Below are 24152 nucleotides of genomic sequence, written 5' to 3' on the forward strand. Positions count from 1 at the left end.
ATACAATGTACGGTCTCCTCTCGATGTTGCTGCTGGGGTTTGTGATTGGCCTTACCGGAGCGCTCGCACCCGGCCCGACACTGGTCGCCACTATCAACGCATCGCTTGCCGGGAACTGGACCACCGGGCTGAAGATCTCTCTCGGCCATATCGTTGTCGAAATGGTCATTTTCCTGCTGATCGTCCTCGGGCTCGCGGCGGTCGCGCAACCGTACACTGCCGTGATTGCCGGTGTCGGGGGCATTGCCCTTGTTGTTTTCGGTATCATGACCATCCTGGGCAGCCGGGATGCATCGCTTACAGCATCCCCCGAAGGAGCGGTCACGAACCCTTACATGGCGGGCCTCCTCACCAGCGCGGCAAACCCGTATTTCTGGATCTGGTGGCTTTCTGTCGGGAGTGCGATGGTGATCGCAGGGCTCGAAGGGGGACTCGTGCTTGCCGGGGTGTTCATGATCGGTCACTGGTGTGCGGATACCGGTTGGTACACGTTTGTTTCCACCGGTGTTTCACGGGGCAGGAGCATCCTGACCGACCGCACATATCACCGGATCATGGCGGCCTGCGGTATCTTCCTCGTCGTGTTCGGCTTCTATTATGTCTCGGGTTTTTTCATACCCCGCTGATTCTCCGGCAATCACCTCCCGCATGGTTAATGTGTGCGGGACTTTAACACTATATAAAAATCGGTACCAGGCATATCAATGGCTGAAAAAGACACTTCCCGGGACATACGCTCGCTGATTGCGCAATTCCGTACCAGTGACCACTGGGCGATATCCCTTGCCCGCGACCTTCTCTGGGTTGTCTGCGTGGTAGGTACTATCGCGCTTGCTCTCTACCTGATCTGCGGGACATGGCCCGCGGTTGTCACGATCGAGTCCAAGAGCATGGAGCCCAACATGAACGTCGGTGACCTCGTGGTGGTGGTCCAGAAGGACCGGTACGGGGAGTTCATGACGTGGGATATGGCAAAGCAGGCGAATGTCACGAAGTATAACGGATATGGTGACGTGATCATCTACAAGCCCAACGGCATCACCTCGGTCCACCCGATCATTCACCGGGCAATCGATTACGTCATTGCCGGCTCTCCGGTAACGGAAATCCGCGGCAACCTGCTCCGGGCGAATTATACGCCCTCACATGACGGGTATATCACGTGGGGCGACAACAACCCGGCCCCGGACCAGTTCGTTTCCTATCCCGGGATTGGTACTCCCGAACCGGTCAAAGATGAGTGGATTGTCGGAAAGGCGCTGTTTTCCGTACCCCTGGTGGGTTATCTCCCTCTCCACATCGAGATAGTGATCATTGTCGTTATCGCAGTCATGCTCCTGCACGAGCTCTACCTCCGCTCGCGTGAGGGTGAAGCAGAAAAGGAGAGCGTTCGTGGCAGGCCAAGGAAGAAAGCCGGAAAGAAACAGAAGTAAGGAGAAGGGACCATGACCGCGATACCCATGCTTCTTTCTGACGTGCTTGGTGGCTACCGGCTTACGGAGGACGAGGCAGCCCTCCTCCTCAAAACACCTGGACGGGACGTATGGAAAATTACCGCAGCGGCTGACGAGATGAGGGAGCGCCGGGCAGGGGATGTCGTCACCTATGTCCGGAACCAGAACCTGCATGTGACCAACATCTGCAAGAACCTCTGCGGGTTCTGCGGGTTCGGCAGGAAGACGACGGATCCCGGGGCGTACTGCCATGAGAAGGATGGGATCCAGGCGCAGGCAAGGTTGGCATACGAGAGGAAGGTGACCGAGATCTGCCTCCTCTCCGGTGTCCACCCGGCTTTCACGCTGGATACCTTCGTTGACCTGATCCACTGGGTGCACGAGGCGGCTCCCGGTGTTCACATCCATGCATTCAGTCCCGACGAAGTGGCCTTTGCAGCAATGAAGATGCACTGTCCGACTACGGAGGTGCTTGCCCGGCTGAAAGAGGAGGGACTCGGGACCATTCAGGGGACGGCGGCGGAGATCCTTGTCGACTCCGTCCGGGAAGTGATCTGCCCCCGCAAAGTACCCACTGCCGACTGGGTCCGGATCATCCAGGAGGCGCATGGCATGGGACTACGGTCTACGGCGACCATCATGTACGGCTCGTATGAATCACCGGGGGACCAGGCTGAACACCTTGGCCTCCTGAGAGCAATCCAGGATGAGACACACGGATTTACGGAACTCGTGACCCTCCCCTTCGTCCACACCAACACGCCGCTCTACCTCAAGGGGATCGCCCGGGCCGGGCCCACCGGCCGGGAGGATCTGCTGATGATTGCGGTGTCCCGTCTCTTCCTGGACAATTTCGACAATATCCAGGTGGCGTGGGGGAAGGTCGGGCTCAAGATGACCCAGCTCACCCTGCTCTCGGGTGCCAACGATCTCTCGGGGACGATGTTCACGGACGATGTGACCGGAGATGCCGGTGCCTCCGGATCAGATTATCTGGATCCGAAGGATATGGAGCGGATCGTTTCGGATATCGGGAGGATGCTGCGGCAGCGAACGACGCTGTACGAGATGGTGTAGATCCAGGCAAATCGCTAAAAAAGTATCGCTAACGTGTTTTTTGAAAAAATCAGAGCAGTTCCAGCGCCTGACGCCCGGTCATGCCCGTCTTGATCCCGCGCCCCAGTGCAGAGCGGTTCGCCTCCTTCACGATCCCCCTGAGGATATCATCGGTGTCCACAATGGACGGGCCGAGAGAAGGCCGCACCTTTGCCGCCGGATAGCTGAAGGAATCGAGTGCGGCAACATCAAAGGCACCGCACCCGACCATGCCCACATCGGTCCTGACAGCGACAAGGTTCGCCGGGCCGAGGGGAATCACAAATCCGACTGCTTTCTTCTTATTCAGTTGAATATCTACCTGATGCATAGCTCACACAGATATGGTTGATCTACAGGATTATAATCCTGCGGCATCAGGATTCGATACCTTTACTTTTCGGGAGACGGTACACTCCGTAGCACAACCGCGGGGGACGTTATGGAACAGGATCTTAAGGTGTTATTGAATGATGTCAGGGGGGGCCACCGGATGAGCGGGGACGAGGCGCTCCGGCTCTTCCTCACCCGCGACCGTCAGGTCTGGGAGATTGCCGCCGCAGCAGATGAGGTGCGCGAACAGCGGGCAGGGAACGCGGTGACGTATGTCCGGAACCAGAACATCAATGTGACCAACCTCTGCGTGAATGCCTGCGGGTTCTGCGGGTACTCGAAAAAACCCGGTGATCCGGGGATCTATTTCCATGACAAGACGGAGATCCAGAAGAAAGTGTCACTGGCAAAGGAGCGCAAGGTCACGGAGATCTGCACCGTGAGCGGCCTCCACCCGGACTTCACCGCACAGTCCTATACTGACGTGTACCGCTGGATCCACGAAGCGGCACCGGGCATCCACCTCCATGCGAGCAACCCGATGGAAGTGGCGTATGCCGCAAAAAAGAGCAGGATGAGCACGGTTGAGGTGCTTGAAGCGATGGAAGAGGCCGGTCTCAACTCGATGTGCGGGACGGCAGCGGAGATTCTTGTGGATGATATCCGGCAGAAGATCTGTAAGGAGAAGATCCCGACGAAAGAATGGGTCCGGATCATCACCGAGGCGCATGGCCTTGGGATCCGGACAACTGCCACCATCATGTACGGGCACTGCGAGAGCGATGCCGACCGGGTGGCACACCTTGCTATCCTGAGAGATATCCAGGATGAGACGCAGGGGTTTACTGAATTTGTCCCGCTCTCGTTCATCCATATGAACACGCCGCTCTTCCGGCAGGGTAATGCCCGGGCGGGAGCGACGGGCAGGGAGGACCTCCTGATGGTGGCCGTTGCCCGCCTCTTCCTTGACAATTTCAAAAACATCCAGGTCTCGTGGGTGAAAGAGGGGATCAAGATGGCCCAGCTGGGGCTCCTTGCCGGAGGAAACGATCTCGGTGGTACCGTGTTCGAAGAGAGCATCTCAAAGGGAGCGGGCGCGACAAATACCGATTACCTTGACCCTGCAGAGATGCAGCGGGTCGCAGAAGACATCGGCCGGACCCTGCGCCGCCGTAGCACCCTCTACGAATTGCTCTGAAACCCATGTTCGGCACTCCGCATCGGTATCGGTGGAGGATCCTCACCTATCATGGAATCCTGTGAACTGTGAAGAAAATATGAGGAAAAGAAGTATTGATATCTTTTAATCGTGGTTGGGCTTGAGCAGACGGACGATTTTATCCCCGATCTTCTGTGCCCTGCGCAGCGCTTCTGCATCGTTGAGCACGTCACCTTCTTGATACCCGGTCCCTTTGACTGCCCCGAGCGAAGCGAACTCGTGCGTGGAGAGGAAGCCCTCCAGAGTCTGGATCGTGCGGCTTGCCCCCTTGTTGGCATGTACGGCCACGGCCACCCCTTTCTTCCCCGCAAGCTTGCGGTCATGATAGAGGGAATAGGTGCGGTCGATAAAATTTTTTAAATGTCCGCATACGTCGAAATAGTAAGTCGGCGACCCGATGACCAGGACATCGCACTTTAAAATTTTCTGCATTACCTCGTCCCAGTCATCATTCTCGATCACGCACCACTTCTTCTCCTTGCACTTCTCGCAGCCAAGGCAGGGGGAGATCTTCTTCCCGGAAAGCGATATGAACTCGGTCCGTATTCCCGACTCCTCGCAGCGGCTGAGAATTTCCTTGACAAGAATCGATGTATTTCCCTTTTTGCGCATGCTTCCCGATATGCCCAGAACCTGCATAGGTTACCCTTACTGCACTACCGGCTCATGATAGTTGTGGTGGCAGGGATAAGCCCGAGACTTCTGAATGCCGTCATGATCTCGTTGTGCGGGTCCTTTTCCCGGAAGAGCAGGTGAGATGGGCATCGGCAGTCGCTGCACCCAAATCCGGGGATGCCCGGGCCCCCAAGGGCATCTGTGAGCCGGCACTCGAGCCGCGCTTCCGTAACGGCATGTACGGTATACCGAAGCAAAAAGTGGCTGCTGGTAGAGAGGTAATCGACATGCCACTTCGGTATCCTGTCCTTTGCCCGGGAAAGGGCGATGTGGCGAGAGAGCCGGGCAAGCCCTCCGCTCCCGAGTGCAGAACCGATATACATATGCCAGCCGTCACGGAACGTGACCGGTCCGAGTGCGCCAATCCTGACCGTACTGGCAGGATTCTCAAAAACGAGGCAATATATTCCCTTATCCATACCCGCTCTTCATCAGGCCCTGTGCAGCAGCGATGCACCGGCTCCCGCCTTTATCCACCGGCTCCCCATGGCCCGCGTACAATCCTTCAACATCGAGCACGGATAACCGTTCGAGTGAGTGGGCCAGCTCGGTCCTGCTCCCGCCCGGGAAGTCGTACCGGCCGAAGTAGCCGTCAGCAAAGACCGTATCCCCTGAGAAGAGCACCTTATCTTTTTCGGAGAAGAGGCAGATGCTGCCCGGCGTATGACCCGGTGTATGGATGACTACGAGATCGCCAATAATATCCCCGTCGGAGAGCACGATATCGGGAACGATCCCCGGGGATCGGGCGCCAAAATGCATCGAGAGGCTGCGGGTGTCCTCGATGAGCCCCCGGGCATCGTTCTTATGGATGCCGACCTTTGCCTTGCACATGTGCGCGATCTCTTTTACCCGGGCGGTATGGTCGAAGTGGCAGTGGGTCAGGATGATGGTATCGATGGTCTCCTTATACGGGGCCACTGCCATCGGCATCACGCCCGCGTCCACGAGGATATTCCCGAAGATATACGAGTTCGCAAAGGCCGATTCACCGGCAATCCACCTGACCTGCATGCACAATAATAAGGACTCCCGACAGATGTTTCTTATGGATTTGCTCATCCGCAGGTGCTGTGGCGGGCTCCCCAGGGAACTGGACGCAGCGGCACGGGAGGAACAGTTAGACCCGGCAGGATTTGCGAAGGGCATTGCTGCGGGACGGATCGTGGTCCCGGCCAACCCGAAGCGGAAGCACCGGCTCTGCGCCATCGGCGAGGGCTGCACGGTCAAGATCAACGTGAATATCGGGACCTCGGGCACCCGCTGCGATCCTGCGCTCGAACAGGTGAAGGCGAAGGCGGCGCTCGACAACGGTGCCGATGCCCTCATGGATCTCTCCACGGGAGGCGACCTCGTGGCGATCCGGAAGAAGATTCTCGCCCTCGATACAACGGTCGGCACCGTCCCCGTGTATGAGGCGGTCCGCAGGGTGGGCAATGCCGGGGATGTCACTGCCGACCTGCTTTTTAAGGTCATCCGGGAGCACTGCCAGCAGGGTGTAGACTTCTTAACCCTCCACTGCGGCGTGAACCGGCAGGCGCTCGCCGCCCTCCGGGCAGACCCGCGGCTGATGGGCGTCGTGAGCCGGGGAGGGTCGTTCCACTGCGCGATGATGATGCAGCGGGAGGAGGAGAACCCCCTCTATGCCGAGTACGACTACCTGCTGGAGATCCTTGCCGAGTACGATGTCACGGTCAGCCTCGGTGACGGGATGCGGCCCGGCTGCCTGCAGGACGCGGAGAAACTCGCAAAATCGGTGGAATACAATACGTTGGGGATACTCGCAAAGCGGGCGCAGGCCGCCGGCGTCCAGCGGATGATCGAGGGCCCCGGCCATATGCCGCTCGACCAGGTGGGCTATAACGTGAAGATGATCAAGGAGATCACCGATCACGCCCCGCTCTACCTCCTCGGTCCGCTCGTCACCGATATTGCACCGGGCTACGACCACGTTGTCGCGGCCATCGGCGGTGCCACGGCCTGCCTGAACGGCGCCGACTTCCTCTGCATGGTCTCGCCGAGCGAACACCTCGCGTTGCCGGATGTCGCGGATATCATTGAAGGCACCCGGATCGCAAAGATTGCAGCGCATGTCGGCGATACCGTCCGCAGGCCGGAAGGCTGGCGGATGGAACGCGAGGTCCGGATGGCGGAGGCCCGGCACGAGCTTGACTGGGACGAACAGTTCCGGCTCGCGCTCTACGGCGACCATGCCCGGAAGATCCACGAGCGGGACGGCGAAACGGAGACTTGCTCGATGTGCGGGGACCTCTGTGCGGTCAAGATGGTGAACGAGCTCTTCGGGACGGGGAAGAAGAAGGGGAAGTAAGCAACTCCCCCCTCTCTCAGCGGGTGGGGTAGCTACCCCTCCCTCAGTACGAGGCACCCCCACCCCCTCAGGAAAAATCCGGCAGGGGGGGTAGGGGGTATGCCCGATACCCCTCCTCCACGGCCCGTTCAACCCCTCCCGCTTCGGGAACTCACGTGTGAAATGGAAATTTCACATGAGTTCAGAGGGGGGGTCTCCTGCAATTTTTTTTAAACGGGTGGGGGGGTATGCCCGGTTTGAAAATAAAGTGGAGGGGGGGTATGCCGGACACCCCCCCTTACCAAATGTGAGTTTGTATCCCCTTTTTTCAACCGCCAGACTTATACTTCGCGTGGAGCACCGACGGAGCGACCTGATTCGCAGGGTTCCCGAAAATGAGTAAGCGGGGTGTCCCGGCCCTGAGGGGGAGGGGGGTATGTCGGAGACCCCCCCCATAGCTGGCAGGGGGGGTATGATCGTTTTGAAATCCAAACGGTGGGGGGGGTATCCGGCATACCCCCCTTTGCGAGTGTGCCGGGACGGCCTTCAGTCTTACTTCTTCTTCCCGGCAAGGGAATTTGCAACCTGCGCCATCGTCACCGGCATGGTCTTCGTGAAAGGCACCGACCAGCCGAACAGGAGGCAGTCGATGACGGCCTTCCCCTCTATCGTGACCTGCACGTCACTATGGGTCACGAAGGTTGCAAGCGCCCCGATGAGGGCCGCGTTCTGGGACCTGACCGGCACGTGCAGCAGGAAGTTGCCCCGGGCCGGTATCTTCACCCTGCCGGTATTCCCGGCAGCGATCTGCGTGTCCCGGTTGCCCGCCCGGCACCGAACGGTGAACATCAGTTCCCGGAGGGTTACGCCAAGGGGATTTACGTTCCCGACCCGGATCGCCACATCCAGCTCAAGGGAGGAGAGCGAGAGTGCCCAGAGCTTCACCGCATCAAGGCTGACTTCCGGCTCGTGCAGGACTGGCATCGTAAAAACGTACGCTTGTGCTGGCTATAAGTATACCCCGGAAATGAATGAACGCCCTACTTTTTATTTCAGTTTTAAGATCCGGATTGCCAGCCACGCTGCATTCTCTCCGTTGTCCACGCCCACGCAGGCGACCGGCACGCCTTTGGGCATCTGGGCGATCGAGAGCAGGGCGTCCATGCCGTTCAGTGTCCCGCTCACGGGTACGCCGATGACGGGCCTGTCGGTCTTCGAGGCGATCACGCCGGGAAGCGCTGCGGAAAGCCCGGCGATGGCGATATAGATTTTACACGTGCTCGCTTTGATGTAGGCATCGAGCTTGTCGGGATCGCGGTGGGCAGAGAGGATCTGGGCATCGTATGAGATGTTGTTCGCTTCGAGGATTTTCTTCACCTTGTCGGTAATTGCCGCGTCGGATGCGGATCCGGATATAATAGCTACGTCTGCCATATCTGCCATCCAAACTTATATTGCGTCTATATTAAAATACTATGAGCAGATCCACATGGAAAAAGAACTACTCCTGATGCTGCCAGGCCCGGTGCCGATGCCGGAACGGGTCCGGCTCGCAATGTCGCGTCAGGCAATAAACCACCGCAGCGCCGAGTTCGGTGCTGTCTATGCCGACTGCGTTCGGGTACTGAAGACCGCCTTTGGGACCACCAATGATCTTTTTGTTATCAGCGGATCCGGCACGGCCGGCATGGAAGCCGCGGTCTCAAACGTGGGAAAGGACAAGGAGATCGCCTGTTTCGTCAACGGGAAGTTCGGCGAGCGGCTCTATAAGATCAGCCAGCGGTACGGCACGGCCCACGAGATCAAGTCCGAGTGGGGGACGCCGCTCAACCTGGCTGCCCTTGAAGAGCAGCTCGAGAAGGGCGCAGAGATCGTCACCCTCGTCCACAACGAGACCTCGGCCGGTATCAAAAACCCGGCACAGGAGGTAGGGAGACTCTGCCGGAAGCACGACGCGCTCTTCATCATGGACGGTATCACGTCCGTTGGCGGCGACCTGGTCGAGGCCGACAAGTGGGGCGTCGACATAGCAATCACCGGCTCGCAGAAGTGCTTTGCGGCCCCCGCGGGACTCGCGATGGTATCGGTCAGCAGCAGGGCATGGGAGCGGCTCACGAAGAACCCGCCCTTTTACCTTGACCTTGCCGCGTACAAAAAGAGCGCCTCTGGTAAACCGATGGAGACGCCGTACACCCCCGCGGTACCCCTCTTCCTTGCGCTCCGCGAGGCCTGTCTCCTGATAGAGGAGGAAGGTCTCCCCGCCCGGATCGCCCGACACCAGAAGATGTCCGGCGCGATCCAGGCCGCGGCAAAGGCATGGGGGCTCGCCCTCTTCCCGAAGATCGACAAACTGCATGGCTACTCCTCGACCGTCACCGCCATCGAGTATCCCGCCGGAGTCAAGGATGATGAGATGCGGGCGGCCATCAAGAAGATGGGGATCGTCATCGCGGGCGGCCAGGACCACCTGAAAGGAAAGATCTTCCGCATCGGGAGTATGGGCGCGGTCAGCGCACCGGAGATCCTCGCCACTCTCGCTGCAACCCAGTACGCACTGAAGAAGTGCGGCTACACGTCAAAGGGCAACGGTGTCGAAGCCGCAGCTGAGGTGCTGGGATGAGGGTAGGTGTTGCCGATACCACCTTCTCGCGCGTCAACATGGGAGCCATCGCTGTCGATGAGCTCAAAAAACATGCAAGTGTAGCGATCGAACGGGTCACGGTGCCGGGTATCAAGGATCTGCCGGTGGCCTGCAAGAAACTGATCGAGGAACGCCGGTGCGAGATTGTCATGGCGCTTGGAATGCCCGGGGGAAAAGACAAGGACCGGATGTGTGCCCACGAGGCATCGCAGGGCCTCATCATGTGCCAGCTCATGACGAACACCCATATCATCGAAGTGTTCGTGCATGAAGACGAGGCAAAGGACGGCACGGAGCTTGCCTGGCTCGCCGAGCAGCGCATCCGTGAGCACGCGGTCAATGCCGTGAAACTGGTGCTCCACCCAAAAGAGCTGGAGAAAGAGGCCGGCACCGGCCAGCGCCAGGGATTCGCCGACGCAGGGCCGGCACGCCGGTAACGAACACCGTACGAATTTATGACCCTTCACAAGAGATGATCTAACTATGTGTGATACCAACCCGATAAAACTGGGATTCGTGGTCGCGGAGTTCAACCGCGACATCACGTACATGATGGAGATTGAAGGCCGCGAACATGCAGCATTCCTCGGCGCAGAAGTGACCGAGACACTGTATGTCCCGGGTGCCTACGACATGCCGCTTGCCATCAAGAAGATGCTCACCAATGGGAAAGTCGACGCTATCGTCACTATCGGCTGTGTGATCGAGGGCTCGACCCAGCACGACGAGATCGTGGTGCAGCACGCGGCGCGGAAGATCATCGACCTCTCGCTTGAGTTCGGCAAGCCGGTCACGCTCGGCATCTCCGGTCCGGGGATGACCCGCCTTGAGGCGAACGAGCGGATCGATTACGCAAAGCGGGCCGTTGAATCCGCTATCAAGCTTGTCAAACGGTTGAAATGAAGCCCCTCTCGGCAAAGATCGGGGCCGTCGCCCCTTCCGCAACGATTGCGATCTCCGACAAGGCGAAGAAGATGCAACGGGAGGGAATCGATGTCATCAGCCTCTCGATCGGGGAGCCGGACTTCGATACGCCCCGGCACATCAAGGATGCCTGTATCGATGCGCTGAACCGGGGCGAGACCCACTATGCCCCGAGCAATGGCATACCGGAACTGCTGAGCGCCATCAGCGAGAAGATCAACCGGGACAACCACGTTCCCTGTACCCCCCAGCAGGTGATCGTTGCCTGCGGGGCGAAGGACGCGATCTACGAGGCGATGGAGGCCGTCCTGAACCCGGGCGATGAGACGATCCTCCTGACCCCCGCGTGGGTCTCCTACGAGCCCTGTGTCCAGATCGCCGGTGGCACGGTTGTCAAACACGCGGTCAACCAGAAGAGCTTCCAGCTCGACGACTCGATCCTCGAACGGGTGAATGCAAAGACCAAGATGATCGTGGTCAATTCGCCGTCCAACCCTTCGGGTGCGGTTTTTGATAAGAGTTCGATAAACCTTGTTGCCGATCTCTGCCAGGACAACGACATCTATGCGATGTCCGATGAGATTTACGAGACACTCGTGTATGGCAAGGAGCACATCTCGCTTGCTTCGCTCGGCAACATGGCGGAGCGTACCATCACCATCAACGGTTTCTCGAAGTCCTATGCGATGACCGGTTGGCGCCTCGGGTATGCGGTGGCCCCGGTCGGGATTATAAAGGCGATGTCCAAGGTCCAGCAGCACTCGATCAGCCAGGCGACGACCTTTGCGATGTGGGGTGGGGTTGCAGCGCTCAGGGGCGACCAGCGGTGCGTCGAAGAGATGCGCAAGGAGTTTGACCGGCGGAGAAAATACATCATCGCCGAGCTGAACCGCATGGGTTACCAGACTGCACCCGCGGACGGGGCCTTCTATGCATTTGTCAAAGTGGCCGGCGACGATATGGAGATTGCAAACCGCTGGCTGGAGAAAGCCCACGTCGCTGTCACACCCGGCAGTGCATTCGATGCCCCGGGATGGCTCCGGCTCTCATACGCCGCCTCCATGGACAGGCTCAAAGAGGCAATAAGCCGGATACGAAGGGTTGGGTAACACACTTTTTTTATTGGGAAAAGAGAGAAAATTTTTTTGAACCAGGAGTTTCAGGTCTCATTTTTCCTTGATAACAAGATACATGCCGGCGAGTGCGGCCAGGATAGCTATCACGTTCAGGATAGCAAGGGTATCTGCAGAGAAACCGGAGGAGTTGAGGAGATCGAAGAGTGCAAACAGGAGAAATGTCACTGCAAAGAGGTACCCGTGGTCTTTTTCAGGGCGTACCCTGCGTATAGTCCTAAGACACAGATGACCAGCTCAAGGAGCATAGCAACCGGAGTTATCACCGTATATACTGCCATAATAAATCATAACCTGTTATCTTGTTTAAAAGGATGCGATGGAGCGATCACCGGAAACGCATACGTGGATCATCCGCTTTTCTTCCACCAGATCTTCGCAAAGGTAGAGTCCCCGGAAATGACGATATCCTGTCCCTCGGTACGGATTAACGGCTTCAGATACAGTTTTACAGTCTCCTGCTGCTCCGGTGTCTTTGCACTGAACCGCCGGTTGAAGAATGTCTCCATGTCATTATGTGAAGTGAACCGGTATTCCTTGCCGAGTGGCAGCATCTCCACGTTCGCATAGATCCCCATCTGGTACAGTAAATTGAAGAGACAGTCGGCCTTTGGCCCGGCATAATACGGGCTCCCGTGCAGGGGTTCCCAGAGGTCAGCATACATCCGCTCCCAGAAGGGAAAGTCCACAAACCAGTACAGGCACACGTATTGCCGTGATGTTGCATCCATCTTCTCAAGGGCTTCCCTGATATCTTCCATGGTGAGCGAGAGCGATGCGATTACAATGTCATACGGGCCTGAGAGATCGCGATCAATATCGACATCTTCCCACAGTTTCTGCACGCAGGAGATATTCGTGATGCCCTCCTTTGCAGCCCGCTCCCGGAGGATCGAGACCATACCCGCACCGGGCTCGACCGCAGTAATATGCCTGACCCGGGGAGCAAGCGGTATCGCAAGGGTACCCGGCCCGGCCCCGATGTCCAGCACCCGCGAATCCCTCGTGGCATCGAGCCCGTCAAGGGTGAGCCTGATACGGGCATCGTACTCGGTCCGTGAGTTGGCATCGTACCGCTCTGCATTCTCCTTTTTATCCCAGTTATGGGACTGGTCATCGGATACTCTGGAGAGCTCGTGCTGTTTCTGCCGGAATTTCCAGACCTCATTCCAGTCGGGGTTCATGTCTGCCGGTTCCGGAAGGCTCATCGCTTTAGAGTATACACGCAACCGGTAATAAGACTCACGCCACGTAAAAAGGAGAGGAAAATGGTCACTCGTGCCTGAGCGCATCAATGGGATTCATATTCGCTGCCTGCCATGCCGGGTAAAGACCGCAGGCAAGACAGATCACGATCCCGAACCCGACACCTTCCGTCACAGAGATCGCAGTCGCAATGGTGAACAGGTACTTGGTCGAATTGAGCATCAGGGCGCTGATGGCATATCCCGCTACAAGGCTCAGAATGCCCCCGACAACACTGCCGATTATACCGATGATCGCAGCTTCGTAGATGAACATGCTCATCACCTCCTTTTTCTGGGTCCCGATGCTGCGCATGATGCCGATCTCCTTGATCCGCTCGTTGACCGACATCATCATGATATTGAAGATCGAGACCCCGGCAACTACCATGGAGATGCCTCCGATAGCAGTGACGAATGTCGTGACCGTGCCGAAAGTCGCATAGATTGTTGCCAGGGTCGCCTTGCTGTCCATGACCGAAACGATCTTGTCTCTCTTGTTCAGCTGTTTTTCGATGGTGGTCTTGACATCCGCGGTATCCTGCCCGCTTTTTACCTTGACGACGACCTGATCGTAATCCTCCCGGTCATAGGTGCTGTCAAACCAGTCCTGGGTAGCAACAATCGCATTGTCGGTGCTGACATCGAAGGCCATGCCCCTCTCCTCGATGATGCCGGTGACACGGAGCGTTCCCTTCTCGCCGTCGGAACCCATGGAAATCCGGGATCCGACTTTGATATTATTATCCTTGGCAAATTCCGATCCTACCAGGCACCCGGAATTGGCATTGTTGAAACCGCCTGAGGTCAGGACCAGGTTGAGATCCGGGATATACTGGGGATCGATACCATACACGGTTGCCACGATATCGTCGCCGCCAACACCCACTTTCATGCGTTCCGCGGTCGAGAGCACCGGTATCGCGACGCCGGGCGCAACGGCCCGTTTGATCTGCTGGAACTGCTGATCAGTGATCTTCAGGTTTGCGGAACTCGCGCCACCCCCTCCGCCCATACCCATACCGCCGCCACCTGTGTACGGGCTCACGATAACGCTATCGCCAACCGATTTCAGGCTGTCAGAAACAGTTGCCACCAGGCTGTTCCCGAGGATCCCCATCGATGCGATGGCCACGACACCGATCACGATCCCGAGCATCGCGAGGGTTGACCGGAGAAAGTGCAGTCGTATATTGCGCTTGGCGATCTCCCAGAAGATCATGATACGATCCTCCCGTCGGCGATCCTGATTGTCCGCCGTGAGTATTCGGCGATGTGAGGGTCGTGGGTGACCATGATGATCGTTGTGCCTTTCCGGTTGAGTTCGGTCATCAGGTCCATGATGCCGGCTCCGGTCTTTGAATCGAGGTTCCCCGTGGGCTCATCGCAGAGGAGGATGTCCGGATTATTGATGAGCGCCCGGGCAATGGCGACACGCTGCTGCTGGCCCCCGGAGAGCTCCGTCGGTGTATGAGTGAAGAGTTTCTCATCCAGCTGGACCGCCCTGAGTACCTCCTTTCCCCGCTCAGGATCCACCTCTTTCTGGGATTTGAGCATCATGGGAAACGTGACGTTCTCAATGATGTTGAGGAGGGGGAAGAGGTTGAAGTACTGGAAGATAAACCCGATCCGATCCCGCCTCAGGCTGGTCAGCTCAGTATCCGCCATATCCCCTATGTGGGTGCCGCTGATGTAGATATCCCCAGAAGTCGGCAGGTCCAGACATCCCATGAGGTTCAGGAGCGTGGACTTCCCTGAACCGGATGGGCCCATCACGGAAATGAACTCGCCCCGGTCCACCTGGAATGAGATACCGTCCAGTGCCGTGACATCTCCCGCGCGAAGCGGGTACACTTTGCTCACGTCCCGGAACAACATTACCGGCTGGTCGTCCATGGGAGCCGTCACTTCTTGTTCTTCCTGATGTAGACGAACCAGCCGCCGACAAATACTGCGACAATGACGAGCCCGGCGATGATGGGTACGAGGGGTAGGCCGCTGCTTTTCTGGGCAGTGATGCCGGTCGAGGGGATATTCACGTTCTGGACCGAGTTGTAGATATTGCCATCGCTGTCCCTGTAGGAGAGCTGGATGGGAACACTGGTGCTGTTGGCGTCGGTGGTGAAGGTAACTTCAAAGCTGCCGAAGTCATCGGCCTTGAGAGCTCCGACAACGTAGGTCTTGTAGGGATCCTGCGGGACAGCCGGTGAGAGGGAAGTCACAGTCACGGTATTCGCCGTATCGAGGCCGGCATTATTCACATCACCGGTGACGTGGTAAACAGACCCGTCATTTTTTACGATCACATTGCTCATGACCGGGTCTGCCTGTTTCTTATCCGTCCCGAAGGTGACGGGAATATTCATGGTGACCGTGTGGGGGTTGTCGCCATTATCGTATGTGAGGGTAAGGGCAAGCGGGGTCTCCTTATCCGGTGTTACGGAAAAGTTCACCGGTATTTTTGCTCCTGATGCAAGATCTCCGACAAAGGTCCTCGATGGCGAAGCAGTGATACCGTCCCCGGCAACTTCAAGGATCATGTTTCTCACATCATTTTTCCTGGGATTCGCCACCTGTATGGTGATGGTCTTCTTCTTTCCCTGCGTAAAGGCATCCGGTTTATCGACGACAGTCAGTTCAAGGGGAGTGTTATCGACCTGAACCAGCGTTTTATGGTAGAGATTCGAATTGTAAAAACTTAAGGAAAACGAAGGGTAATAATCCCCTTCAGGTACATCGGCAAGTATTGAAAATGTAAATGGCCGGGTCTGGAGAGGACCCAATGTATTCGAGAAATCATAAGTCCCGCTCAGCAGTTTGAAATTGTCATCAGAGAACGTTCCATGGTTCAGCATCACGCTGGTATTCGTGTTGCTGTTCATCACTACATACGTAGCGGTTCCCTTATCTCCGGTAAAAAAAACCTCAGGATAGAAGGTCACACTGGATACAAAAACATTACCTGTGACCGGTGACATGCTTTCGCTCAGGTCCGCGCTTGCCACGCCAACCAATGTGCTCGCGAACAGAAGAAGGCAGATGCTGGTTAAAATCCAGTGCATTTTCATTTAAGAAACCCCAAGATTATAGATCATATAAAGGATATATGCGATGACCGGGATACCCACGCAGAGTGCGCCGTCCCGTGGCGATAATTTTCGTGCATGGCGGATACCAAATATCCAGATATTGGCACTCCAGAGCAGGAACACAATAGTTATGAGAACGGTGATCTGGGTAAGTTCCACCATCGCGGGATCATGCATCATGGTACTGACAGCATTCTGTATCACCTGCCCGAGCTGATCGGTCGGGATGCCCGCTGTCGAGATCTGCGGCACCTTGACTTCTGGCAGGTATTCGAATGCTGCCGCAAGGGTGATGAAGGAACCAATGATCTGGGGAAGGTACCCGTACCCTGTGAATTCCAGGGTTCGTTTAAATGTCCCCTCACCTTTGAATACTGCAGAAAAACCGTACAGAACTCCAGCCCAGATCAGCCAGAAGACAAACGTTCCGATGATTGCCCCAAGGATCGTAGAGATCAATATAATTGATTCGATTCCTGGCGTCACAGCAGACATCATCTGTGATGTCAGCCTGCCGATCAGGTACCCATAGGCTGCACTGATAATTCCGACGGCAAGCACGATGAGCACAGGAATAGTGAAATTTTCCTCCTCTTCCATCGCATTTCGGAAGAATGTATCGGTATTGATCAGGAGGTTTATTAACGATTCTTTCATCATATGATCTCCGTTTATATATCAGCATAAATGCTGTTTTTTTACAACAACTTTTACACACATAGGTATTGTGTATTTATAATTTTATGTTCATGGGGCCATAAAAAAAATGGTCAAATATCTTTTTTGGTCTAAAATAAGAAGGGAAGAAGCCTTTTTTGAAGGAGCGTATGAACCAGAGTGAGCATCCGATGGATATCCTCGCGCCCATTACCCTGTTCATTATGGCAATGACATTCATCGTATTGTCAGGAACTCCGGTCCATCGTATGATACCCGTGGTACGTTGTATGGATTTTATGCCCTTGCCCATCCCGTGCCCTGTTTGAAATGTATACATTAATGCACAATCACTCAAAATTGTTCCACAATGTATTTATTTATACAAAGTAAGTACTGTGTATGCAGACAAAAATCCTCCTCGATGAGGAGCAGATGCCAAAGAAATGGTATAATATCCAGGCGGATCTGCCCTCGCCGCTCGATCCCCCGCTCCACCCCGCCACCCACAAACCGGTGGGACCCGACGACCTGTCAGCGATCTTTCCCATGGAACTGATCCGGCAGGAAGTGACCACGGACCGGTATGTTGATATACCGGCAGACGTTCAGGAAGTCCTGAGGCTCTGGAGGCCCAGCCCTCTGTACCGCGCCCACCGGCTTGAGAAATTCCTCAAGACCCCGGCAAAAATATACTACAAGTGGGAAGGGGTCAGCCCGGCTGGGAGCCACAAGCCCAATACCGCCGTTCCTCAGGCTTATTACAACATGAAGGCCGGGATCGAGAGGATCGCGACGGAGACCGGTGCCGGGCAATGGGGATCCGCACTGGCATTCGCCACGATGCTCTACGATCTCGAGTGCACGATCTACATGGTCAGGTCCAGCTATACCCAGAAACCCTACCGCAAGTCGATGATGCAGGCCTGGGGAGCAGAGTGCATCCCGAGCCCGAGCACCAAGACGAATTCCGGGAAAGCTGTCCTCGAAAAAGATCCCGAAACGCCAGGCGCTCTTGGCATTGCCATTTCCGAAGCGGTCGAAGATGCGGCAACCCATGCCAACACCAATTACGCGCTCGGCTCGGTGCTGAACCATGTCTGTCTCCACCAGACGATCATCGGGCAGGAATGTCGCGAGCAGCTGGCGATGGTGGATGCTTACCCGGACGTCGTGATTGGGTGCGTCGGCGGGGGGTCCAACTTTGCCGGGATCTCATTCCCGTTCGCGGGCGACAAGATGACCGGGAAGCATAAGGATATCGACCTCATCGGTGTGGAACCCGCATCGTGCCCAACCCTCACCAAAGGAGCCTACACCTATGATTTCGGTGACGTTGCCGGCCTGACACCGCTCCTGAAGATGTTCACCCTTGGCCATGATTTCGTCCCGCCGTCCATCCATGCAGGAGGCCTCCGGTACCACGGGGACTCGCCCATCGTATCCCGTCTCGTTCACGACGGCGTGATGCGGGGAGTCGCCTATCACCAGAGCGAGGTCTTCGATGCGGCCCAGACCTTCTCAAGAACGGAAGGCATCATCGTCGCTCCTGAGACTTCCCATGCTGTGAAAGCGACGATTGATGAAGCGCTGAAGTGTAAAAAGACGGGGGAGGAGAAGACGATCCTGTTCAACTGCTCTGGGCATGGCAATTTCGATATGTCGGCCTATGATGCATATTATGCGGGCCAGCTCGTGGACTATGAATATCCGGATGAACTGATCAGAGAGGCGATCGGCCGGATACCCAAGATACAATAAACCATCCATTCCATCTCTTTTTATGAAACGGATCGGTCTCATCGTCAATCCGGTTGCGGGAATGGGAGGATCGGTGGGGCTGAAAGGCACTGACGGGAACGTGGAAGAGGCAAGGCAGCGGGGGGCCGTCCCGCATGCCATGGAACGGGCCCGGATCACGCTTGCCCTGCTGTCACGGGAAACCGGGCTGCATTTCATTACCTGTTCCGGCGCCATGGGGGGAGATATCCTTCAGGAAGCCGGTATTAAGGGATTCGAGATCATGTATACCGTTTCCGGTGAAAGCAGGGCATCGGATACCAAAGCCGCGGCCCGCCGGTTCAGGGAAGCGGGAGTCGACCTGCTACTGTTCTGCGGAGGTGACGGGACAGCACGGGATATCTTCGAAGTGACCGGAAGGGACGTGCCGTTGCTCGGGATACCCGCGGGAGTGAAGATGTATTCTGCAGTCTTTGCCATCGATCCGACGGTTGCCGCCGAACTTGTCCGGGAATCTGATACCAAAAATCTCAGGGATTCGGAGATCCTCGATGTGGATGAGGAAGCCTACCGGGGAGGGGAATTAAAAACCCGGATCTTCGGTATCGCCCGGACGCCTTCTGGTGCTGGTAAAATACAGCCCGCAAAGCAGGTGTACGAGGAGCCGGACGAGGAGCGGGCGAAGCAGGAGATCGCACGGTTCATGCAGGAAGTGATGCTGCCGGATACGCTCTACATCCTCGGGGCGGGGACGACGACGGAGGCGATCGCGCACCGGCTCGGCGTGCAGAAAACCCTCCTTGGTGTTGATGCAGTAAAAGACGGTAAAGTGATAGCAGCGGATGTGGATGAAAAAACCATCCTCGATCTTGCAGCTCGCGAAAAGGAGACCCGGATAATCCTCAGCCCGATTGGTGCACAGGGATTCATTCTGGGCAGGGGGAACCAGCAGATCAGCGCCCGGGTGATCAGACTGGTGGGGAGAAACAATATCATCCTTGTCGCAACCCCCCACAAGCTCGCTGAGCTTCCGGAACTCTACGTCGATTCGGGTGATCCGGTTCTTGATACCGAATTCGGGAATTCCATCCAGGTGATCTCCGGGTACCGCATTGCGCAGCGGAAGAAGATCCACCAGCCTGTCGCTCTATAACAGCACCTGCGGCGGGGGGTACAAAATGCCAATGCCGGGAAGTGTCTGATAATCTTCTGCCGGATCCACCCCTACCCGGAGAAAAAAAGTATGGTTATGTTTTTTCGGGTGCATCTGGTATTTTCAGCAGCGCGAACGCGGTAATGAAGCCGATCACTGCGAGAACGAGCACGATGGGGAATACCCCAAGGTAGGATCCGGTCGAGGTCTTGATGAACCCGGCCATCTGAGGTCCGACGATGGCTCCGGCACCATAGGCCAGGAAAACCACGCCATAGCACCGCGGGTAATCTGCCGTCCCGAAGTAGCACCCGGTACTCGCAGGGGCGATGGCGAGCCAGCCGCCGAGGCATCCCCAGAGCAGTGCGAAAGCGACGATATATACGCTCACTCCGGTGAACTGCCACAACAGCAGCGAAGCGAGAGCAATCAGGAAAAACGAGAGCATGGCCGTAATCCTCGGCGTAAACCTGTCCGTTATTGCACCGAAGACCGGCCGCCCGAACCCGTTGAATATTGCAAAGAAGCCTACGAGCAGCGTTGCGAGTCCGGTCTCAATCCCAACATCAGTACCTACCGGTTTCGCGATCGAGATGGCCATGAGCCCTGCAAGGCAGCCGATGAAATAACACAGCCAGAGCCCGTAGAACGACCGGGATTTAAGCATCTGCTCCCGCCGGAACTCGCAGGCAATGGCCTGGCCGGGAACCGGCGCAGGAGGTGTCCACCCCCGGGGGGTCCAACCGGCGCCCGGGAACTTCATGGGCAGGGCCAACAGGCACGTCAGGATCACGAATGCAATGCCAAAGATCCTGAATGTGGTCATGACTCCGTAGGTGTCGATCAGCCAGCCCGCGATGTTTGCTGTGAAGAATGCCGAAAAGCCGAACCCAAGGACCGTAAGTCCGACTGCGAGACCTCTCCGGTCCGGGAACCAGCGCGCCGACACCGCAACGGGTACCCCGTACGCGATACCGACCCCGATTCCTCCTATCACGCCATACACGACGTAGAGCATCGGGACCGACGTGGCAAAGGAAGCCAGGAGCCAGCCGAGCCCCGTCAGGACTCCCCCGACAATAGTCACGTTCCGGGGCCCGTAGCGTTCAATATATTTTCCGGTGAAGGGCATGGCGATGGCAAAGAATGCAAGGAAGACCGAGAACGGCAGCAGGATATCGGTTGCCGTGACGGTCTGTCCCAGGTCTCTGGTGAAGTACGTGGTGAGAGGTGCGACGAACACGCTCCACGAATAGATTGTTCCCAGACAGAGATTGATGATAAGCCCGAGAAGGACCAGGATCCACCGCCCGTTCTCAGGTTCCATTCCCATGATTTTTTCCCCAGTTTTTTCACTCATGATGGTTCCTCACGTATTTTCTTAAACGACTGTTCCACCTTCTTTTTTAAAAAGGGTTATTCCTCCAGTGTGGAGATATCCCCCGGGTCAATACCCAGTTCCTTTGCCTTGAGGACGCGACGCATGATCTTGCCGCTGCGGGTCTTGGGCAGTTTCTCCACGAACTCGATCTCGTGTGGGACGGCGATGGGCCCAATCGTCATCCGCACGTGATACATTAGTTCCTGGAGGAGCTTGTCACCGGGTTTGTTCCCGACCCTGAGGATGACGAACGCCTTGATGGAATTTCCTTTCACGGGATCAGGCTTACCAATCACCGCTGCCTCAGCGACGGCGTGGTGGGAAACCAGGGCGCTCTCCACCTCGGCGGTGCCGATATTGTGCCCGGCGACGATGATGATGTCATCGGCCCGGCCCAGCACCATGATGTAGCCGTCCTTACCCTTGACTGCAAGGTCACCTGCGGAATAGCAGTCCTTGATCGTATACCAGTATTGCCGGTACCGCTCATCATTTTTATACACCGTGCGGAACATGGCTGGCCAGGGCGCTTTTATCGCGAGGAACCCCCCGGTTCCGGGAGGTACGGAATTTCCGTTCTTGTCCACGACATCCACAATCACTCCCGGTACCGCTTTTCCGGCAAACCCGGGGCGCATCGGCTCTCCCACCATGGTCGTGATCATCTGCATTCCCGTCTCCGTCTGCCACCAGGTATCTACGATAGGGCACCTGTCCCCACCAATCGCGTGGTGATACCAGACGAAGGCCTCGGGATTGAGAGGTTCTCCCACGGACCCGATCACCCTCAGGGAACTCAGGTCGTATTTTTTCGGCCATTCTTCTCCCATTTTCATGAACATCCTGATCGCTGTCGGAGCCGTATAGAGGACATTGATCTTCTGCTCCTCGACCAGTTTCCACCAGATCCCCGGGTCCGGGTAATCGGGGGTCATCTCTGTGATGAAGACTGTGGCACCCACCGCAAGCGGCCCATAGACAATGTAGCTGTGGCCGGTGATCCAGCCCGGGTCGGCAGTGCACCAGTAGATGTCGCTCTCTTTGAGATCGAAGACATATTTCGTTGTGTAGTAAATCCCAACCAGGTAGCCGGCGCAGGTATGGACGATTCCTTTGGGGGACCCGGTGGAACCACTCGTGTAGAGCATGAACAGGGGATCTTCTGCATCCATGACCTCCGGCTCGCAGACAGCGGGAACGCCTTCCATAAGACTATAAAAATCAATCTCGAAGTCCGGTCTGATTTCGACAGGGGGCTCTCTCCGCCTTCGGTAGAGGATGAGGTGTTCTACGCTTGGGGCATTGAGGATTGACTCCTGGACGGTCGTAATGAGCGGGATTGCCTTTCCCCTGCGGATGGAGATGTCCGCGGAGATGACCACCTTTGCTTCTGCCTCCCTGATCCGCATATTCAGTGCAGTCACGCCGAACCCTGCAAAGACGACACTGTGGATGGCACCGATCCGTGCACACGCCAGCATGGCAATAACCTGCTCCGGCACCATGGGCATATAGATACAGACCCGGTCGCCTTTCTTTACACCGATCTTTTTGAGGCCATTTGCAAAACGCATCACATCCGAGAGAAGTTTCTGGTATGTGTAGATCCTCTCTGCGCCTTCCTCGCCCCTCCAGATGAGTGCGACCTTGTTGCGCCGGTGGTTCTTCACCTGGCGGTCGAGACAGTTCGCGGTAATGTTGAGCTTCGCGTTCACGAACCATTTGGCATAGGGGTAGTTCCATTCCTTGACGGTATCCCACGGACGTATCCAGTCCAGATCCTTCGCTACCCTCTCCCAGAATGCATCAGGATCAGCAAGGAATTCCCGGTATGCAGTCTCATAGTCTCCAAGCCAGGAATTTTGCTTATATTCCGGGCTCGGCGTATAACGGACGGTGCTCTCAACCAGCTTGACGTCGAAGTCTTCGGTCATACGATCTCCAATTCTACATTATTAATCATGTGAAACATTGTATATAAAATTGTCGAAGTAAGATTCGACAGATCCGATGAATATATGACAGATACCGTCAGAAAACGGTAATCGATCAGACATTTATGCGATCCTGAAATTGTTCACATTTCAAAATCACATGCCCGATGAAGCAGGATATAACAAGGGTTATCTATCCGGGTTTTTCAATATAAGATCGATGCTCAAAAAATTCAAGGGGTGCCTGCTGGGTGCGGCAATCGGTGATGCACTCGGTATGCCCAATGAGAGTACATCTCCGAACCTGAATAAAATGAAGTACGGGTACCGCCGCCCGTACAAAGGACATCCCAATGAAGGATTGAACGCGGGGCAGTATACGGACGATACGCAGCTGATGATCCTTGTGGGCACTCTTCTTGCCGATGGCAGGTATAATGAAGATCGGTACGCAACGGCACTCCGGGAACTCTATACCCGGGGCGCCCTCCGTTTTCCCGATGGATCTATCTCTGCTGCCTGTGAACATATGACCAAAGAGAACCTCCCTCAGAAAGGAGTCAAATCCACAACAGCCGGCTGCCTGCCGGTTGCGGTCCCCTTTGCATTGACATTCCCCGATATGAGCGAGGCATGTGAACGTGCCGTGAGGGCCTGTAATATCACCCATTCCCATCCTGCCGCCCACGCCGCGGTTTCAACAGTTGTCACGCTTCTCTACCACGCGCTCCATGAATCGCCGGACCCCATCGAAAAGGCTGTCAATAAAGCACTGGCCGAGGACGAGATACTTGGCAGCAAGATCCATAATGCACTCCTCCTTGAAAAAGACGGGATGGACACGGAGACCGCCCTGCTCAAGATCGGCAACGATGTATCCGTGTTCCAGACCCTCCCTATCGCTTTCTTCCTGATCAACCGCTATTCCCATCCACCCGACCTCCTGACCGTGTCCGCCAATACCGGAGGTAACACCGATACCATCGCTCTCCTCTGCGGTGCCTATCTCGGCGCGGCAAAAGGCATGGATGCGCTTCCTGAAGATCTCCTCAAGGGGCTTGAGGACCGGGACAGGATCGAGCTCCTCGGGCAGCGGCTCTACAATGTCTATTCGCGCAAAAGTAAGTAAGATCAGGGCAGATTTTTCAAAAAATCGAAGATAAACCGGGCAC

At 56.4% G+C, this 24152-nt stretch carries 26 protein-coding genes; 12 read left to right on the forward strand and 14 right to left on the reverse strand.

The window, feature by feature from the left end; genetic code table 11:
• Nucleotides 1-23 precede the first annotated feature (23 nt).
• The 3 genes from ABSG49_RS01270 to cofH (ABSG49_RS01280) all read left to right on the forward strand — a co-directional run bounded on the left by ABSG49_RS01270 (nucleotide 24) and on the right by cofH (ABSG49_RS01280) (nucleotide 2531).
• A complete protein-coding gene (locus ABSG49_RS01270) occupies nucleotides 24-626 on the forward strand; it encodes a LysE family transporter (RefSeq protein WP_424024283.1) in 603 nt (200 codons plus the stop codon).
• 78 nt (nucleotides 627-704) lie between these two features.
• Nucleotides 705-1433: a signal peptidase I gene (locus ABSG49_RS01275; protein WP_424024284.1), complete on the forward strand. Its 729-nt coding sequence runs from the start codon at nucleotides 705-707 to the stop codon at nucleotides 1431-1433.
• A gap of 12 nt (nucleotides 1434-1445) precedes the next feature.
• Nucleotides 1446-2531, forward strand: a complete 1086-nt coding sequence (gene cofH, locus ABSG49_RS01280; protein WP_424024285.1) for a 5-amino-6-(D-ribitylamino)uracil--L-tyrosine 4-hydroxyphenyl transferase CofH — start codon at nucleotides 1446-1448, stop codon at nucleotides 2529-2531.
• A 49-nt stretch (nucleotides 2532-2580) separates the two neighbouring features.
• Here cofH (ABSG49_RS01280) and ABSG49_RS01285 read toward each other — a convergent pair whose 3' ends face one another.
• On the reverse strand, nucleotides 2581-2880 hold the full coding sequence (locus ABSG49_RS01285) for a YunC family protein (protein WP_424024286.1): 300 nt from the start codon (nucleotides 2878-2880) through the stop codon (nucleotides 2581-2583).
• Nucleotides 2881-2991: 111 nt separating this feature from the next.
• Between ABSG49_RS01285 and cofH (ABSG49_RS01290) the strand changes: the two genes are divergently transcribed.
• Nucleotides 2992-4080: a 5-amino-6-(D-ribitylamino)uracil--L-tyrosine 4-hydroxyphenyl transferase CofH gene (cofH, locus tag ABSG49_RS01290; protein ID WP_424024287.1), complete on the forward strand. Its 1089-nt coding sequence runs from the start codon at nucleotides 2992-2994 to the stop codon at nucleotides 4078-4080.
• A 105-nt stretch (nucleotides 4081-4185) separates the two neighbouring features.
• Here the strand turns inward: cofH (ABSG49_RS01290) and ABSG49_RS01295 are convergent, their stop codons facing one another.
• Genes ABSG49_RS01295 through ABSG49_RS01305 form a run of 3 tightly spaced genes read right to left on the reverse strand, consistent with a single transcriptional unit; the run spans nucleotide 4186 to nucleotide 5790 of the window.
• A complete protein-coding gene (locus tag ABSG49_RS01295; protein WP_424024288.1) occupies nucleotides 4186-4740 on the reverse strand; it encodes a flavodoxin family protein in 555 nt (184 codons plus the stop codon).
• A gap of 17 nt (nucleotides 4741-4757) precedes the next feature.
• Nucleotides 4758-5195, reverse strand: a complete 438-nt coding sequence (locus tag ABSG49_RS01300) for a GIY-YIG nuclease family protein (protein WP_424024289.1) — start codon at nucleotides 5193-5195, stop codon at nucleotides 4758-4760.
• Nucleotides 5188-5790, reverse strand: coding sequence for an MBL fold metallo-hydrolase (locus ABSG49_RS01305; protein WP_424024290.1), 603 nt, complete (start codon nucleotides 5788-5790; stop codon nucleotides 5188-5190). Before ABSG49_RS01305 ends, ABSG49_RS01300 begins: the two co-directional genes overlap by 8 nt.
• Before the next feature lie 25 nt (nucleotides 5791-5815).
• Between ABSG49_RS01305 and thiC the strand changes: the two genes are divergently transcribed.
• Nucleotides 5816-7105, forward strand: a complete 1290-nt coding sequence (gene thiC, locus ABSG49_RS01310; protein ID WP_424024291.1) for a phosphomethylpyrimidine synthase ThiC — start codon at nucleotides 5816-5818, stop codon at nucleotides 7103-7105.
• A 531-nt stretch (nucleotides 7106-7636) separates the two neighbouring features.
• On the opposite strand, the gene ABSG49_RS01315 is transcribed toward thiC, so the two are convergent.
• Both ABSG49_RS01315 and ABSG49_RS01320 read right to left on the reverse strand, forming a co-directional pair.
• A complete protein-coding gene (locus tag ABSG49_RS01315; protein WP_424024292.1) occupies nucleotides 7637-8068 on the reverse strand; it encodes an LEA type 2 family protein in 432 nt (143 codons plus the stop codon).
• Nucleotides 8069-8131: 63 nt separating this feature from the next.
• Nucleotides 8132-8518: a 5-(carboxyamino)imidazole ribonucleotide mutase gene (locus tag ABSG49_RS01320; protein ID WP_424024293.1), complete on the reverse strand. Its 387-nt coding sequence runs from the start codon at nucleotides 8516-8518 to the stop codon at nucleotides 8132-8134.
• Nucleotides 8519-8573: 55 nt separating this feature from the next.
• Between ABSG49_RS01320 and ABSG49_RS01325 the strand changes: the two genes are divergently transcribed.
• Genes ABSG49_RS01325 through ABSG49_RS01340 form a run of 4 tightly spaced genes read left to right on the forward strand, consistent with a single transcriptional unit; the run spans nucleotide 8574 to nucleotide 11758 of the window.
• Entirely contained in the window at nucleotides 8574-9704 is a 1131-nt protein-coding gene (locus tag ABSG49_RS01325; protein WP_424024294.1) for a pyridoxal-phosphate-dependent aminotransferase family protein, read from the forward strand.
• Entirely contained in the window at nucleotides 9701-10162 is a 462-nt protein-coding gene (gene ribC, locus ABSG49_RS01330; protein WP_424024295.1) for a riboflavin synthase, read from the forward strand. Before ABSG49_RS01325 ends, ribC begins: the two co-directional genes overlap by 4 nt.
• Nucleotides 10163-10208: 46 nt before the next feature.
• The gene (gene ribH, locus ABSG49_RS01335; protein WP_424024296.1) at nucleotides 10209-10628 is read left to right on the forward strand and encodes a 6,7-dimethyl-8-ribityllumazine synthase; all 420 of its coding nucleotides are present in this window, start codon (nucleotides 10209-10211) and stop codon (nucleotides 10626-10628) included.
• Entirely contained in the window at nucleotides 10625-11758 is a 1134-nt protein-coding gene (locus ABSG49_RS01340) for a pyridoxal phosphate-dependent aminotransferase (RefSeq protein ID WP_424024297.1), read from the forward strand. Before ribH ends, ABSG49_RS01340 begins: the two co-directional genes overlap by 4 nt.
• A 57-nt stretch (nucleotides 11759-11815) precedes the next feature.
• Here the strand turns inward: ABSG49_RS01340 and ABSG49_RS01345 are convergent, their stop codons facing one another.
• The 6 genes from ABSG49_RS01345 to ABSG49_RS01370 all read right to left on the reverse strand — a co-directional run bounded on the left by ABSG49_RS01345 (nucleotide 11816) and on the right by ABSG49_RS01370 (nucleotide 16775).
• Nucleotides 11816-11950, reverse strand: a complete 135-nt coding sequence (locus ABSG49_RS01345; RefSeq protein WP_424024298.1) for a hypothetical protein — start codon at nucleotides 11948-11950, stop codon at nucleotides 11816-11818.
• A 182-nt stretch (nucleotides 11951-12132) separates the two neighbouring features.
• Nucleotides 12133-12990, reverse strand: coding sequence for a class I SAM-dependent methyltransferase (locus ABSG49_RS01350; RefSeq protein WP_424024299.1), 858 nt, complete (start codon nucleotides 12988-12990; stop codon nucleotides 12133-12135).
• A gap of 64 nt (nucleotides 12991-13054) precedes the next feature.
• Nucleotides 13055-14248, reverse strand: coding sequence for an ABC transporter permease (locus ABSG49_RS01355; RefSeq protein WP_424024300.1), 1194 nt, complete (start codon nucleotides 14246-14248; stop codon nucleotides 13055-13057).
• Nucleotides 14245-14922 carry an ABC transporter ATP-binding protein gene (locus ABSG49_RS01360; protein WP_424024604.1) on the reverse strand — a complete coding sequence of 226 codons (678 nt, stop codon included), beginning with the start codon at nucleotides 14920-14922 and terminating at the stop codon, nucleotides 14245-14247. The genes ABSG49_RS01355 and ABSG49_RS01360 overlap by 4 nt, the downstream gene beginning before the upstream one ends.
• Nucleotides 14923-14930: 8 nt before the next feature.
• Entirely contained in the window at nucleotides 14931-16094 is a 1164-nt protein-coding gene (locus ABSG49_RS01365) for a COG1361 S-layer family protein (RefSeq protein ID WP_424024301.1), read from the reverse strand.
• Complete coding sequence (locus ABSG49_RS01370; RefSeq protein WP_424024302.1) at nucleotides 16095-16775, reverse strand: YIP1 family protein; 681 nt, start codon at nucleotides 16773-16775, stop codon at nucleotides 16095-16097. It abuts the gene before it with no gap.
• 399 nt (nucleotides 16776-17174) lie between these two features.
• Here ABSG49_RS01370 and ABSG49_RS01375 point away from each other — a divergent pair, with 399 nt between their 5' ends.
• A complete protein-coding gene (locus ABSG49_RS01375) occupies nucleotides 17175-18533 on the forward strand; it encodes a TrpB-like pyridoxal phosphate-dependent enzyme (protein ID WP_424024303.1) in 1359 nt (452 codons plus the stop codon).
• Nucleotides 18534-18555: 22 nt separating this feature from the next.
• Nucleotides 18556-19665, forward strand: a complete 1110-nt coding sequence (locus ABSG49_RS01380) for an ATP-NAD kinase family protein (RefSeq protein ID WP_424024304.1) — start codon at nucleotides 18556-18558, stop codon at nucleotides 19663-19665.
• A gap of 94 nt (nucleotides 19666-19759) precedes the next feature.
• Here the strand turns inward: ABSG49_RS01380 and ABSG49_RS01385 are convergent, their stop codons facing one another.
• Nucleotides 19760-21025 carry an L-lactate MFS transporter gene (locus ABSG49_RS01385; protein ID WP_424024305.1) on the reverse strand — a complete coding sequence of 422 codons (1266 nt, stop codon included), beginning with the start codon at nucleotides 21023-21025 and terminating at the stop codon, nucleotides 19760-19762.
• Nucleotides 21026-21081: 56 nt separating this feature from the next.
• Nucleotides 21082-22980, reverse strand: coding sequence for an acetate--CoA ligase (gene acs / locus ABSG49_RS01390; RefSeq protein WP_424024306.1), 1899 nt, complete (start codon nucleotides 22978-22980; stop codon nucleotides 21082-21084).
• Between the two features lie 220 nt (nucleotides 22981-23200).
• On the opposite strand from acs, the gene ABSG49_RS01395 reads away from it, so the two are divergent.
• Complete coding sequence (locus tag ABSG49_RS01395; protein ID WP_424024307.1) at nucleotides 23201-24109, forward strand: ADP-ribosylglycohydrolase family protein; 909 nt, start codon at nucleotides 23201-23203, stop codon at nucleotides 24107-24109.
• Nucleotides 24110-24152 lie beyond the last annotated feature (43 nt).

The sequence above is a fragment of the Methanoregula sp. genome (assembly GCF_049510175.1).
Classification (GTDB): Archaea; Halobacteriota; Methanomicrobia; order Methanomicrobiales; family Methanospirillaceae; genus Methanoregula.